The sequence below is a fragment of the Xanthobacter sp. DMC47 genome, from assembly GCF_056313845.1.
Genome location: NZ_JBQUZM010000001.1, coordinates 1,906,015 through 1,918,962, shown reverse-complemented (window position 1 = coordinate 1,918,962; position 12,948 = coordinate 1,906,015). Strand labels below are relative to the sequence as shown.

At 65.4% G+C, this 12,948-nt stretch carries 12 protein-coding genes, 2 tRNA genes and 1 pseudogene; 4 read left to right on the top strand and 11 right to left on the bottom strand.

The window, feature by feature from the left end; all coding sequences use genetic code 11:
* Positions 1-104 precede the first annotated feature (104 nt).
* Positions 105-189, top strand: a tRNA-Leu gene (locus ACT54R_RS08875).
* A gap of 191 nt (positions 190-380) precedes the next feature.
* Here the strand turns inward: ACT54R_RS08875 and ACT54R_RS08870 are convergent.
* The 8 genes and pseudogenes from ACT54R_RS08870 to ACT54R_RS08835 all read right to left on the bottom strand — a co-directional run.
* A pseudogene (locus tag ACT54R_RS08870) lies at positions 381-734 on the bottom strand (tyrosine-type recombinase/integrase); the annotation flags it as partial.
* 616 nt (positions 735-1,350) lie between these two features.
* Entirely contained in the window at positions 1,351-1,551 is a 201-nt protein-coding gene (locus ACT54R_RS08865) for a hypothetical protein (protein WP_476325469.1), read from the bottom strand.
* Between the two features lie 132 nt (positions 1,552-1,683).
* Positions 1,684-1,902 (bottom strand): phage head-tail joining protein, encoded by a 219-nt coding sequence (locus tag ACT54R_RS08860; protein WP_476325467.1) that lies wholly within the window; start codon positions 1,900-1,902, stop codon positions 1,684-1,686.
* A 2-nt stretch (positions 1,903-1,904) separates the two neighbouring features.
* A complete protein-coding gene (locus tag ACT54R_RS08855) occupies positions 1,905-3,734 on the bottom strand; it encodes a prohead protease/major capsid protein fusion protein (protein WP_476325465.1) in 1,830 nt (609 codons plus the stop codon).
* On the bottom strand, positions 3,731-3,901 hold the full coding sequence (locus ACT54R_RS08850) for a hypothetical protein (protein ID WP_476325463.1): 171 nt from the start codon (positions 3,899-3,901) through the stop codon (positions 3,731-3,733). Before ACT54R_RS08850 ends, ACT54R_RS08855 begins: the two co-directional genes overlap by 4 nt.
* Positions 3,898-5,376 (bottom strand): phage portal protein, encoded by a 1,479-nt coding sequence (locus tag ACT54R_RS08845; RefSeq protein WP_476325461.1) that lies wholly within the window; start codon positions 5,374-5,376, stop codon positions 3,898-3,900. The genes ACT54R_RS08850 and ACT54R_RS08845 overlap by 4 nt, the downstream gene beginning before the upstream one ends.
* Positions 5,373-5,897: a MerR family transcriptional regulator gene (locus tag ACT54R_RS08840; RefSeq protein WP_476325459.1), complete on the bottom strand. Its 525-nt coding sequence runs from the start codon at positions 5,895-5,897 to the stop codon at positions 5,373-5,375. Before ACT54R_RS08840 ends, ACT54R_RS08845 begins: the two co-directional genes overlap by 4 nt.
* A gap of 76 nt (positions 5,898-5,973) precedes the next feature.
* On the bottom strand, positions 5,974-6,414 hold the full coding sequence (locus ACT54R_RS08835; RefSeq protein ID WP_476325457.1) for a hypothetical protein: 441 nt from the start codon (positions 6,412-6,414) through the stop codon (positions 5,974-5,976).
* A gap of 79 nt (positions 6,415-6,493) precedes the next feature.
* On the opposite strand from ACT54R_RS08835, the gene ACT54R_RS08830 reads away from it, so the two are divergent.
* The 3 genes from ACT54R_RS08830 (at position 6,494) to ACT54R_RS08820 (ending at position 7,626) form a co-directional block, all read left to right on the top strand.
* The gene (locus ACT54R_RS08830) at positions 6,494-6,733 is read left to right on the top strand and encodes a helix-turn-helix domain-containing protein (RefSeq protein WP_476325455.1); all 240 of its coding nucleotides are present in this window, start codon (positions 6,494-6,496) and stop codon (positions 6,731-6,733) included.
* A 47-nt stretch (positions 6,734-6,780) separates the two neighbouring features.
* Positions 6,781-6,851, top strand: a tRNA-Arg gene (locus tag ACT54R_RS08825).
* A 427-nt stretch (positions 6,852-7,278) separates the two neighbouring features.
* On the top strand, positions 7,279-7,626 hold the full coding sequence (locus ACT54R_RS08820; RefSeq protein ID WP_476325453.1) for a hypothetical protein: 348 nt from the start codon (positions 7,279-7,281) through the stop codon (positions 7,624-7,626).
* 221 nt (positions 7,627-7,847) lie between these two features.
* Here ACT54R_RS08820 and ACT54R_RS08815 read toward each other — a convergent pair whose 3' ends face one another.
* The 3 genes from ACT54R_RS08815 to ACT54R_RS08805 form a co-directional block, all read right to left on the bottom strand.
* Positions 7,848-9,701 (bottom strand): phage terminase large subunit family protein, encoded by a 1,854-nt coding sequence (locus ACT54R_RS08815; protein ID WP_476325451.1) that lies wholly within the window; start codon positions 9,699-9,701, stop codon positions 7,848-7,850.
* Entirely contained in the window at positions 9,694-10,230 is a 537-nt protein-coding gene (locus ACT54R_RS08810; protein ID WP_476325449.1) for a hypothetical protein, read from the bottom strand. The genes ACT54R_RS08815 and ACT54R_RS08810 overlap by 8 nt, the downstream gene beginning before the upstream one ends.
* Positions 10,231-10,558: 328 nt before the next feature.
* Complete coding sequence (locus ACT54R_RS08805; protein WP_476325447.1) at positions 10,559-12,430, bottom strand: AAA family ATPase; 1,872 nt, start codon at positions 12,428-12,430, stop codon at positions 10,559-10,561.
* Positions 12,431-12,948 lie beyond the last annotated feature (518 nt).

Here is a 12,948-nt window from a genome sequence, read left to right as displayed (position 1 = left end):
ACCCGCCTTCCCCATCTTTCCGCGACAGAGCGCAAGGAGCGTGTTGACAAGCAAGCCGCACCCCCTCTATGTGTCGCGCTCCCAGCCGGCCAAAACCGGACGGGGCCCAGGTGGCGGAATTGGTAGACGCGCTGGTTTCAGGTACCAGTGGTGAAAGCCGTGGAGGTTCGAGTCCTCTCCTGGGCACCATCCCCTTCGGGATAAGCCTTATCCGTCAATGGCTTAAGAGCGATTTTCGTCCCACTTTCCGGGGGTACCGGAGACGGTGGGACAAACTCTTCCCTAGATAGCTTCTGCCGCGCCGCCGCTGCCAATCGTTTTTGGCTGGCTGATCGCGTGTACCGATCCACCTCCTTTGAGGTGCGGTGTCCCGTCATCGACATGATCTCGCGATCGCTCGCGCCGTGCTCGGCGAGGGTGGCGGCAAAGTGCTTGCGCAGGCCGTGGGCGGAACGGCCCTGAAGCCCGGCTTCCCTGCACCAATCCCTGAAGCGGTTGCCGAACACGGCAGTCGAGGCGAAGGGCTTGCCATGCTCGTTGACGAGGAATGTGCGCCGGCCCTCGGGCAGCGCTTCGAGAACAGCGCGCAAGCGCTCGCTCACGGGGAGCGTCAGCGTCACCGGCTTGCGATTGCGGTTCTTGTGTTGGGTGAAGGTCAGGGCCCCATCCTTCATCATCGGCGGACCAAGCCGATGCACATCCGAAATCCGTTGCCCGAATTCAACGAAGAGCATCAAGGCAAGGCGGGCCATCGTGCCAGTGGGGTGCTTCGCCTCGAATGCCCGCACGTCGTCGTCACTCCAGGCGGGGATGCCGTCAGGGCGCACAGGCGGCAGATAGGGCACCTCCTTCGCCGGATTGTTGTCGGCGAGGTCGCACGCCACGGCAAATGTGAAGAGCTGGCGCAGCGCCTTCACCATGGAATTTGCCGCGCCTGGGGTGTCGGCCTTCTTGTCGCGGAAGCTGCGAACATGGCGGGGCAGCATTGCCTTGAAGGGCAAGTCTCCGCATGGCGAGCCTGATGGCGTCGTCTCTTGGCACAGGCGCTCAAGGATAGAGCGGCGCACTCGCCGCGTCGTCTCGTCCAGGCCACGGAAATCCCCGCTCGCGAAATAGCGCTCGCACAGGGAGCGGAGAGAGCCGGGGGGAGCCGGCTCCTTCTCGGTTCGCGAACCCGCCTTTTGCGGCCTGATGCCCACCAGCGCGTCACGATAGATCGACCAGAACGCCGGCGTTCCGTAGTCCTCACGGATGCGCACCTTGGGCTTGCCGGGCATGCGCACGTACCAGCGCACGTTGCCGTGCCTGTCGGTGTCGCGGGAAAGGTGGGGTGGGTTCTGGCGAGGCATTTTAGCCGACAGCTTCATCCCAAGGATTCGCGGCTTCGCCGGTGACAGCGTCCGGCATGGGCGCAACGGGGTTTTCGGCGACAAGCACCACCTTGCCGCCAGGCTCGATTTCAAGCCTCGGATTATTGAAGCCAGCATCGCGCGCCGCTTTGAGCAGCTGCGTCGCGTCGGACTTCCGAATGAGCGCGGGGCGTTTCGCCATCACATGCCTCGTTACGAAATTGGTGCGGCTGCGCTCGCCTTGGCCCTGACATGTGCGTCTGCGTGGGAGGGAGGCGAACTTTCCGGTGTTGGGCCAGCCGCAGGCCCTCAGGATGACCCCACGCCGAACGGGTTAAACGCCTTTCGAAGAATGGATGAGCACGGTGCGCACCGGCGTGCGCGTCAGAGCGGCAAGGCGCCGCTCCAGATCGGTGATGACGCGGCCCATCTCATCGAGCGAGCCGTATTCGTGGGCACGGCCATCGCTGTATTGGACTTTGCGGATGCCGCGGGCGCGGGCCGCGCGCAGCTCGGTGAGCTGCGCTTCCAGTGTGGCGAGGTCATCGGCCATGGTCAGTTCCCTGCGTTGCGGTACCAACCGCGCCAGTCGATGAACGCGCACCCGAAGTCGAGGCGAATGCGGGTCTCGATGCCGTCCACGTCGAAGCCCGCACGGCTTTCCAGCTGAGGGCCGGGCTCGCTGGCGAGGTGGGCGTAGATCAGGCCGTCGACCGTGGGATCGACCACATACCAGGCGTTCCCGGCAATGCGCGGCTCCACCACCGGCGTCAGCTTGCTGGCGAAGGGGTTGGCCTCATCGACCGAGGTCGCGGAGATGGACGAGACGATAAGGTCGGCCTCGGTCTCCTTGGCCGGGCCGACGACGAGATACTTCGGCACCACGCTGATGAGGTGGCCGGCATCGTCCGTCTGCGCCCGCATGGCGAGCCGCGCCGCGCTGAGGCTGGACACATCCACCGCCGCGCCGGTGGCGGCGAGGTTGCCGTGCCCGGCGTGAAAGAGCGCCTTGCCGTCAGCCATAGTCGGGCCAACACCGCCCCCGGAGGTGAGGAGCTTTGCGAGCTTGTCCGCCTCGAAGCGTGCGGCAGCATCGCCGAACTTGCGGGGCACGTCCGAAAGCGCCCCCGTGTCGTCGTTGACAAGCGCCTGGCGGGAGATGCCGAACACCTTGCCGAAGGTTTCGAGGATGACGGATTCACCGGCCTCCCCGAACGTCCCGCGCTTGAACTCGCCCGCTTCGTTCACCTTCTCCAAGTCGGAGATGCCAGAAGTCCGGATGAAGGTCCGCTTCCGGAAATCAGGCAACGTCACCTGCCGGGCGAGGGGTTTCAGGCCGGAAGCCGCCGCCTTGTAGGCCGTCGCGAGCACCCGTCCCTGGGTGTCGGCGAGGGCCAGCGCGAAGTCGGACGTGGTGTGCAGCGCGCGCGTCACCACCTCGGCGGTCCCGAGGCCCGTCACAGGCACGCCGCGGGCCCGAAGGCAGTCGCGGGCGATCTCCGGAATGGAAAGGCCCACATAAGCACGCGCCGCTTCGGAAGGGGTGTGCCCCGGATTGGCGCGGGTGTAGAGCGCCTCGCCGATGGCCGCCGCCCGCATCGCCGGGTCGGTATGGTCGACACCGACGCTGATCGTGCTGGTGCGGAGCTGACCGGCCGGGGCCGATCGGGCGCGCATGGCGTCGAACGCAGCAGCACGGGCCGCTTCGGTGTTCACGCCGGCATCGATCTGGCCATCAATCCAAGCCTGATCGAGTCCGGCGACGCTCGCAATGGAGCGGATCTCCGCGTTGACGGCGGCCCGGTCCGCGGACGCCGTGGGGATGGGGGCCGCCGCGGCGGGCGGGGTCACGCTCGCCGATTCAGCGGGCGCACTGGTGGGGGCCGTCATGGTCTCACCTCGAATGGTGGCCTGGCGGTCGGCGGGAATGGGGACGATGGAAAGCTCAACCGGGCTCCAGCGGGTCGCGGTCTTCACGCGCCGTCCGCCTTCGGTGGTTTCTTTCCAGTCGTGAACGACATAGCCAACGGAGACACCGCGAAGGTGCCCGTCGCGAATGTCCTGAACGATGGGATCAACATCCGCCCGCCGGGACAACTTGATGACGGCGCGGGCCTCTCGGTTCCCGCCGACCGTCCAGGCTTTCTGGACGGAGCCCAGCACGTCGGTCAGGTCGCCCCGGCGGTGGCTGTTCAGGACGGGGGCGCCGATGAAGGTCGACCAGTCCTGATCAAGGTTGAGGCGCTCGGTGTAGGCGCCGCGAGCGTCGTAGCGCTCCACCGGCGCACCCGTGGAAAAGGTCACTTCAAGGGTGCGCTGCTCGGCGTCCCAGCTGGTGGCGGCGAGCGGTGCGCGGCGGGTGATGATGTCGGCAGGCGCGTTCATGCTGCCCCCTTCTTCCGGCGCTTCTGCGCGAGGATGTCGAGACGGTCGGCGAACAGGCGGCAGGCGCGAGCCATCCGGCGAAGCTCATCGCGCGAGCATTGGGACAGGATGGGATTGGCGAAGTGCCAGAAGCGGGACCATGAGGGGACGATGAGGTCGGGTTTCATGCGTCGGCCTCTTCCTTCGCAGCTTCGCCCTCTTTGCCCTTGGTCTCCTGGCCTTGCGTCGCGGCTGGCGCCGAACCTCCTGCCGCGAAATTGAGCCCGAGGGCTGCGGCCCGCGCATTGTCCGCCGCGATTTCCGCATCGAGGGCTTCGAGGTCATAGCCACGGGCCGCCACCGCCTGCCGGCGGCTCATGAGACCGGCGCCGATAGCGGCAATTTCGGCCTGGCTGTCCTTCGCCGGATCCACCCATTCCTGGCGCGGCGTGATCCAGCGGGCCGAAAGGTAAGGCTCCGGATCGCGCTCGAAGCCCGGCGCAGCAAGTCGGCCGGAGAGCACTTCGGCGGTGATGAACCGGCGCCAGACGGGCCGGCAGAACTGATAGACCAGCAAATTGTGCTGGAGCGCTTCTACTCGGCGGCGGAACGCCACCAGTCCGGCGCGGATGCTGGAATAGTTGGTGCCCGAAAGGTCGCCCGTGAGCGTCTCATAGGGGACGCCGAGGCCGGCGGCGATTTCCCGCGCCGTCACCTTGAGGAACTCGATCACCTCGGCACCGACACTCGCCGGGTCGGAAAAGCGGATGTCCTGCCCCGGATGGAGCACCTTGAGCGCGCCCGGCTCCATGCCGCCCTCGAGATTGCCCGAGCTGTCCGGCTGACCGGGGAACCCCACCGGCTCCGCGTTCGGATCGATGATGAAGCCGGTCAGCAGTGCCGCCACCTTTTGGCGGACAAGCTGGGCGTCCGAGGCGGCGTCATAGTCGGCGAGACGCAGGAGCACCGGGGCGAACCACGAGAGGCCGCGCACCTGGCCCGGCACGTCCATTCGGAAAATGTGGCAAACGTCTTCGGCCGGCAGGCGCACGGTCTCGAAGGTCGTGCCCAATGGCAGGCCCGGCCGCTCGCGGAACACGTGATAGGCCAGCCGGCGGCCCGCCGCGTCGAACTCGATGCCGGCGATGATCCGCACACCATCCGCCAGCTCGCGGTGCATGGATGCGTCGACCTGTTCGCCGTCGATCAGACGAAGGCGCAGACTACCGCGCGCATCATGGACGAAGGCCACGAAGGCCTCGCCGTCGACCACCATGCGGCGCATGATCAGCTCTTGCAGGCCGTAGAAGTCCGACCGCCCTTCCGCGTCGGCGGTATCGGTCCAGCGTTCGAAGCTGGCGCTGATCGTCTCGCGAACGGAAACCTGTGGGTGCGTGCACTGCCCCTTGATGCCTGCGCCGACGCCGGCCGAAACCCACGCCTCGGCCCCCGATGCGGCAAGCGGGTTGTTCGCGACCAGGGCACGGGCACGCTTCGCCACTGGGCCGCGCGCGGCGAGCTGTGCGCCGAGCTGGTTGGACATGTCGTTGAAGCCGCGCCACCGCCGGCCGCCTCCGGCCGCATCGTAAGAGCGGCGGGCGGCCCCGAACGCGGCGAACGGCCGGCCAAGCGTGTCGAATAGGCGGGTAAGGGACGGGATCATTGGGCCACACTCCGCTCGACGCGGATCAAGGGGCGCGGGAGACGCTGCGCCAGCTCTTGGCCGAGGGCGCGGCAGTCGAGAATCAACGCACTCGCTGACTTCCCTTCCGCGTCCTGTCGCGCGAACCACTCGGCGGGCGCATCGCAGCGCGCTGCATCGCCGTCGTGGGGAACGACGAGGAAGCGGCGTGCCTTGCTGCCGTGGAGGCCGACGAAGGGTGCATCTTCGGGGGTGACTGATGCCCACTCGGCGAAGGTCATGACCAGGGGTGCAGCGAGGGCGGCGATGTCAGCCGCGGCCCCAACGAACATCTGATGGTGGGTCAGCTCCCGCAGGATCACAAGGAAAGCCAGATCAAGGCCCTTGAAGGCTGTCCGGCCGCCATTACGACCGGGCTGGATCAATCCGCGCCGCAGCCAATCTCTCTGGGTGACTTGGCTCACCAACGTTGCCGCCTCAGCCTCGGCGGAGCTAAAGCGCTCCTCATGAATTTCGATACGAGCACCGGGCTTGAGCGACATGTGAGACGTCCCACGATTTCGTTCACCATGCCACAGCTCGGGTGGCGTGGGAAGTCTCACGATTTCGAATTTTGAACTAGGCGAGGATGACGGTGGGCGCATAGGTGCCCGATGCAGTCTCATCCTCAGTCCATCCGAGGTCCGGCTCCTCGTCGCCCTGTTCCGGCTCGCGGCCATCGTGCTCGTCTTCGAGGTCGGCGCCGCTGTGAGTGTCGCCTTGGCCCCAATGCTCTTGCGAGGGGTTGCCGAGCGGCGAATACCAGCCCTGGCCGGGTGTCTTGAGGCCGCGTGGCCACGAATAGGCAACGCCGCTCGGTTCCTGTGCACCGAGGCTTGGTTCATCATCGCCATCGGGTTCGGCGTCGGCGTCCGGCTCCAGGTCGGCCTCGCCTTCCAATTCATCGAGCATGGCGAGCATCGCTTCGATGGCGGCTTCCATACGCTCCCGAAGGCGCGCCTGCTCCACCATCACGAACTCGCGGACATGCTTTCCCCGTTCGCGAACATGGGTGCCCATGCGCGTGCTCCTGTGGTATAAACCCAAATCAGGCGAGATTGCCGATTTGAAGTATACCTAAAACAGGCAACGTTGCAACATGCCTCTCACCCCTGCGCAGTGCCGGGCAGCTCGGGCTCTTATCGAATGGTCAAGGGAAGACCTGGCATTGCGAGCCGGTGTCGCTATTCGAACAATCGCCGACTTCGAGGCAGGCCGTAGAGAGCCGATCAAAGCCACAATGGGGGCGATGCAGCATGCGTTGGAAAGCGCAGGCGTTGATTTCATCGCGGGCGACGGCGGCGGGCCAGGCGTTCGCTTGCGCCACGTTGACACTTAAGCGTTGCTATGGGCACCATCCGCGTGGCCCTTAGGGGAGAGCTTCTCCCCCCGTCGTCTAACGGTTAGGACGTCCAACTTCTAATTGGAAAACGTCGGTTCGACTCCGACCGGGGGCCGTTTCGCCCGTTCTCGCTGCATGCATAGCCGTGGGAGTTCCGGTAAGGCAGCGGCTCCGTACATATCTCGCGGCACCGTCTTTGCTTGCAGCTACGTGTTGTCGGCGCTGTACAGCGGTGCTGACGAGTTCGCGTACACGGCGAAGTGGCTGGCTACACAGAACGTGAGTTGCGTGACTTGACGAAGTCATGTACGAAGTTAATGCCTCCGGCCAATCGAAGCTGTTCGCGCAGCCTTGTTCAAGGTACTTGAACAAGGCTGCGCAAACGGCTTGGCGTACCGGCGGCTTGGTGGGAATTTTGCGTTGATCGACAATGCAAATTTCCGTGATGCAGAGTCGCTATATGGCTGATCATCGTTCACCCAAGACGACATAGAACGTCGGGTTAACGAGTGCGCCGTAGAGTAAGAGGCAGGGAGACGAGTATGACCAATGTCGCGAAGTCACATGATCTGGAATCGCTCGCAACGTGCCTGGAGCGTCTAGAGGTCATCGTGTCGAAGACCGGGGATGGCTCGTTCACGGTTTATAGCACCTCAGAACCGTTATTTTGCTTCGAGAGAGATACACTCGGCGAAATACACGAACTTGTTGTGGATTCGTTAAAATCCTACGTTACATCGTTTTATCAGGTGGATGGTGCTGAGGTAACGGTTGAGAGCCACCCGGTTGTACCATCCGCACCTATTCGCGTCGAACACGTGGAGCCCATCTCGCGTTTGCGGCCAACTATCGGTAATCTCTTTGGCGGGAATCAACTAGCCTGTGCGTGATTCATGCCTTGGTTTCGCCTGCCACCTGACCGTCTCAAAGATCTTCCCCTGTTCGGAATTGACCTCATAAAAGACGAGGGGGATTTTGCTTGGTATCATGGTGAGAACGGACGGATGCGCGTCGAAAAGGCGTGCCCCTGCGTTTTCTTCAGTGATGTAGCAGAAGCCCATCAGTGTGGGGCTGAGGCAGTATTGATAACGGGTGGATCAGAGCACGGAAGTTAGCCCTGGTCCCCTGTTACCCATCGCGATTTGAAAGAACAAATTTCTTCTGCGGGGGGCAAACCCGGCGGTGTGGTGGCCTCGCCGTCCAAAGAGCGAGATTCCGTCAGACGTAAATTGCCCGAATTTTGCGCCTGTAGTGCTGCATAGGCATACACTCGGCAATCTAAAGCCTCGTTTCGGACCCCCGGATCCTTCCGCCATTCACGGATCGGCACACCTCGCCGCCACGTCTTAAGGAGCCGTTCGGCGCCGAGCTGGCGGAAATAATCGAGGTCCCGCCCCACGGGGAAATGGCAATAGCCGGGGCCGGGGGTGGTGAGCCGCAAGCGGTTCGTGATCGCCTCCTTTGCCGCATCCACGCCCACGATGAACGGCGTCAGCAGCTTCGCCCGATCCTTCGGCTTGGGCGGGCGCTTGGGCCAGACCGGAAGGCCGGGGCCTGCGCGGCCCTTGATCGCCCAAACCCGCCGGCCGCCTCGGTCGCGGGCGAAGCGGTAGACGGTTTGGGTGTGATGACCGCCCGAATCGATAGCGACAGCGCGGATGGGTACCGCGCCCATCAGTCGATGCGGGAAAGTCCGAAGCAGCTCGGCGTCGAGCGCGCGCCACACCTCCGGCTCGGCCGGATTGCCCCATAACACCGTATATTCGAGAGACCACGATTCCTCGCCCGGTCCCCAGCCCACGATTTCCAGCTCCAGGCGGTCGCCCTGCACGTCCACGCCGGCGGTGATGACCGCCACCGGCTCCGGCAGTTCGTCACCCCAGTCCTCAAGGCGGGAGAGGAAGCCCGCCGCCTCGATGGCGGCATCGTCGCGATCCTCGAAGGGCTCGCCGAGCTTCAGGTTGGTCCAGGCCTTCAGCCGCAGCGGGTCGCTCTTCGCGGCGAGGAAGTCGGCGGCGATCTCACCCCAGCTCTCGAAGGGCGAATAGAGCGCGGAGAGGTGGAAGCCGGCGGTGAGCCCATCGCCCTCGGCGGTCGCGCGCCACTCGCCGGCCGCCAGCAGCCCCGGCTTGTCCGCCTCCTCGATCACCCCGCCGCAGGCCTCGCAGCTATAGAAGGCCTTGCGCGGCTCTCCTTCGGGCCACGTCACCCCGCGCCACGCGAGCACCTGGTGCGTGCCGCAGTGGGGGCAGGGCACGAAATAGCGGCGACGGTCGCTCTCGGCATAGGCCTTTTCAATGCGGGAGATGCCGGCCTCGGTCGGCGTCGAGATGAGGAAGATTTTGCGCCGGCCGCGGAAGGTCACGGTGCGCTGCACGGCGAGGGCCACCGGGTCGCCTTCCCCGTCCGCGTCGGCCGGGAAGGCGTCTACCTCATCGAGCACCAGATAGCGGGCGGGGGTCGAGCGCAGCCCCGTGGCCGAATTCGCGCCAGTCATCACCAGCGCGCCGCCGGGAAACTCCTTCATGCCGACCGTATTGCCGGGGTCCTTCGCGCGCGCGGGCGCGATCTTGTCCTTCAGGGCCGGCGTGCCCTCAATGAGGGGCTCGATGCGTGTGCGCGAATTCCGTCGCACCATGTCGATGGAGGGCCACACCGCAAGGATTAGGCCTGGCGCGTGAGCGATCCAATAGCCGATGGCGTTAAGGCCGGCTTCGGTCCCTCCCGTCTGTGCGCCCTTCATGAGCACCACCCGTTCCACCGGCGAGGCGGTCGAAAGGCAGTCCATCACCGCGGCGAGGTAGGGTACGCGGCTGGTGCGCCACGGGCCGGGTTCGGCGTTCATGCCGGGCAGGATGCGGTGTCTATCCGCCCACTCCGTCACAGTGATCTGCAATTCCGGCCGCAGGCCCGCCCGCCATGCGGCGTCCACCAGCTCGGCGGTGAGCGAGGCGAGGTCATCCATGGTCGATATCTCCGAGCGGCAGATCGGCGAGGCGCACCAGTTGCTCGCGCACCAGGCGGTCGAGGAGGGGCACCACGGCGGCGAGGTCCGCATTGGTGAGGCGGGCGATGTCGGGCGCCACTCGATGCACCCACCCGATCCAGGCGTCGCGTTCGGCGCGTGCGCGGGTCTCGATGGTGCGCAGCGTCGCCCGGCGGTCGATAAGGGCACCGCCCATGCGCTCGGCCTTGAGGCGGGCGATCTCGGCTTCCGATTCCTCCTTGGCCGCGCGAGGGGTGAGTGGAGCCGGCCGGCGGCCATCGTCGTCCAGGGAGGCGCGGCGCCGGTTCGGGTCCACGTTCGCGGCCACCCAAGCACGGCCCCGCGCCACATGGATGCGCCCGTTCGGCTCCACCGGGAGGCCGGCAGCGATCATCTGCGACACCCGTCCCGGCGAGACGCCGATCAGCTCGGCGAAACCCTTTTTGGACATGGTGTCGGGCGGGCCGCCACCGCCGCCGAAGAGGTCGGAGCCATGCGTCTCTGGCATGCTCAAGTCTTCCTCAAGCCTCGGATTTTAGGCCTAAAATGCTCCCCCTCTAAAAAACCCTCGCGCCCTGTCTGCCCGTATTGAGATCCGGCCGGGAGGACCCTTGCCAAGGCCTTCAACTCGGCCTCGATGGCCGACTTCTCCTCATGGAAGGCTTCGGGGTCTCGGTGTGACGGCGCCAGCCGTCGCACCCGACCAGCGAGGCCCACCAATGCCGCAGCGGCGGTGCTGGTGTCGGGACGGGGGACACCCCCTAAGGGGGGATGTCCCCCGTCCCGCTCCCACCGGGACAATCGGGACTGTCCCGCTGGGACATGCGTGTCCCGCTTCATCGGATGATCCATGCGAAGGGCTCCCAAACGCCAATGATGCCCTTGGCCTTGAGGCCCTCCCGCGCGCGCTGGAACGCCTTCTTCTTCGCGTCCGGCGTGTCGCCAAGCCCTCGCCTGTAGGCATACTCCCGCCATGTTTCGATGCGCACGCCACGCGTGGAGGCGGGGGCATGGTTGCCCTTCATCTCCTCGCCCTGCTGATCGATCGCCTCTATCAACGCCTCACGCGCAATCCGCTCGGCATTGGAGAGCTTGGGCAGGCCCTTCGTCTCACCGGTGCTCGCGTCCGCGGGCGACACAACGCAGGAGGTGATGTCATCACCTTCCTCGTCTGTCCCGAGAACCGATTGCAGCAGCTCGTACGTGAAAGGCGCTATGTCCCCGCCGTCCTTCACCTTCGCGATCTTGCCCTCACACAATCCCGTCTCGTGGCGGGATATCTCTATTGCCGCATCGACAGCTCCGAGCAGGGCGTTCGAGCCCCGCGCGCCTCGCTCGCGGTCCTTGCCGGAGTGGTGCACAACGAGCACGTGGCACCCCAGCTCACGCTGCATGCGCTCGGCCCGCTGCACCACGACATTGATGTCACGCGCCTTGTCCTCGTCACCGCCGCCGATCATTCGGGAGAGCGTGTCGAGCACCACCAGGCGCAAGGGCGCGCACATCATGCCGGCGTGCTGCTTGACGTCGGCGATCAGCGTCTCGACACCATCGTCGTCATCGAACAGGTTGACGGAAGAGGGCACGAGAACGAACGGCCGGCCGGGTTCTCCGCCACGCTCCTTGCGCCATGCTTTCATGCGCTGGCGCATGCCGGAGCCACCCTCGCCCGAGACGTACACCACGCCTCCGGCCGTGACGCGCCGGCCGAACCACTCACGCCCGTGAGCAACGTGCAAGGCGAGGTCAAGCACAAGGAACGTCTTCGAGGTGCCGGGCGGACCGTAAACGGTCGATAGACCGCCGTCGACCAGCATCCCCTTCACCAGCCACTGCAACGGCGGTTGCTTGTCTTCGTCGCCCCACCAGACGGCGGGGAGCCGCGTCGCAACGGTCGGCTTCCATGGGGGAGCCTCTTCGGCAAGGCGGTGCAGATCCTCCGCGCTGCCGCCGGCCGCAATCCAATCGGACACATCGCCCTTGCGCGGCAAGCCGGCGAGGGCAAGCACGCGCACGCGCGCCGCCACCGGTGCGAGCGAACGCGCGACCTTTTCAGCATGGTCCCGGCCGGCGTCATCGTTGTCCGGAAGGATGACGATATCGGCGCCTGTGAAGTGGGTGGCGAAGTCATCCCGCCATTTGCCTGCACCGCCCGCATTGCACGTGGCAGGGATGTTGAAGGCCCGAAGGCGGTCAACGTCCTTCTCGCCCTCTACGATGAAAACGGTTCGCTCATGTGCAATTGCTTCGATCAGCTCCGGCAAGTGATACGGCACCTGCCGCACGCCCTTGAGGTTCCACGCATAGCCCCCCGCGCCATCGGGGCGCCGCTGGCGGAAGTCCTTCGGTTCCGAGCGGACCACCTCGAAAAGGAGGGTGCCTGTCTCATCGTGGTAGGGATAGGTCGCCACGATGCGGCCGCGGGCGCTGGGCACCTCCGGGCGGCCGGCGAAGTCCGGGAACTCACGCCGCAACCAGCTAATGGCCGCATCCTTGCCGCCGCCAAGGTGCCGCGCGATGAGGTCCAGAACGCCCCCGCCCTCGCTCGCCTCATGGTCTGCCCACGTGCCTTTGTGGGGACCGCCGACCTTGACTGACAAGCTGCCGTTGGTGCCGTACCGCCATTCATCATTGGAAGAGTGGCGCGGGTTCGGCGGTCCCAAAAGACGCTCCGCGACCGCTCCCATCAGCTCGGTGAAATCGGTCATTTGTCCGACTCCGCCGGTGGGATAGCCCCGTCGAAAACGTCTTTCGGATCAGTAGAGGAATTTTCGTCCCACTTCTCGCCAGTGCCTTCGGAGAAGGACCTATTGCGGGTCCTCTCCTGGCACCATTTACCCTTCCGGGTAAGTCCCAAAAGCTCCTAAAACCCTTGCAAACACTTAATTGGCCGGCCCAGCCGGGTGCGGGGGGTGTCCGGTAGTATCCCCGGTGCCGTTGACCATGCGCGTGGCGCGGGGTGGCCGAGAAGCGCTCGCGGGGGTGCTTGTATCCTTGAGCGATGCCTTGCCGGCGCGGGTGATTTCGGTGGACGGCTTCGATCGCTCCGGCGTTGCCTATGTCCAGCTCTGCTCTTCCCCCAAATCACGCCTCGACGGATGGTTGGAATCGCCGCCGCCCGTCCCGATGCGGCGCGGGCATCCTGATCCTTCGGCTGCAACAGTTCGCGCTTCAGGCCGCGGTCGATCCCGCGTGATGCAGCGATCCATGGTGACAGCGATGCGAC

Coding starts and splice junctions, on each gene's coding strand:
- ACT54R_RS08865 (WP_476325469.1), bottom strand. CDS start 1,551: ATGGCGAAACGCCCCGCGCTCATTCGGAAGTCCGACGCGACGCAGCTG.
- ACT54R_RS08860 (WP_476325467.1), bottom strand. CDS start 1,902: ATGGCCGATGACCTCGCCACACTGGAAGCGCAGCTCACCGAGCTGCGC.
- ACT54R_RS08855 (WP_476325465.1), bottom strand. CDS start 3,734: ATGAACGCGCCTGCCGACATCATCACCCGCCGCGCACCGCTCGCCGCC.
- ACT54R_RS08850 (WP_476325463.1), bottom strand. CDS start 3,901: ATGAAACCCGACCTCATCGTCCCCTCATGGTCCCGCTTCTGGCACTTC.
- ACT54R_RS08845 (WP_476325461.1), bottom strand. CDS start 5,376: ATGATCCCGTCCCTTACCCGCCTATTCGACACGCTTGGCCGGCCGTTC.
- ACT54R_RS08840 (WP_476325459.1), bottom strand. CDS start 5,897: ATGTCGCTCAAGCCCGGTGCTCGTATCGAAATTCATGAGGAGCGCTTT.
- ACT54R_RS08835 (WP_476325457.1), bottom strand. CDS start 6,414: ATGGGCACCCATGTTCGCGAACGGGGAAAGCATGTCCGCGAGTTCGTG.
- ACT54R_RS08830 (WP_476325455.1), top strand. CDS start 6,494: ATGCCTCTCACCCCTGCGCAGTGCCGGGCAGCTCGGGCTCTTATCGAA.
- ACT54R_RS08820 (WP_476325453.1), top strand. CDS start 7,279: ATGACCAATGTCGCGAAGTCACATGATCTGGAATCGCTCGCAACGTGC.
- ACT54R_RS08815 (WP_476325451.1), bottom strand. CDS start 9,701: ATGGATGACCTCGCCTCGCTCACCGCCGAGCTGGTGGACGCCGCATGG.
- ACT54R_RS08810 (WP_476325449.1), bottom strand. CDS start 10,230: ATGCCAGAGACGCATGGCTCCGACCTCTTCGGCGGCGGTGGCGGCCCG.
- ACT54R_RS08805 (WP_476325447.1), bottom strand. CDS start 12,430: ATGACCGATTTCACCGAGCTGATGGGAGCGGTCGCGGAGCGTCTTTTG.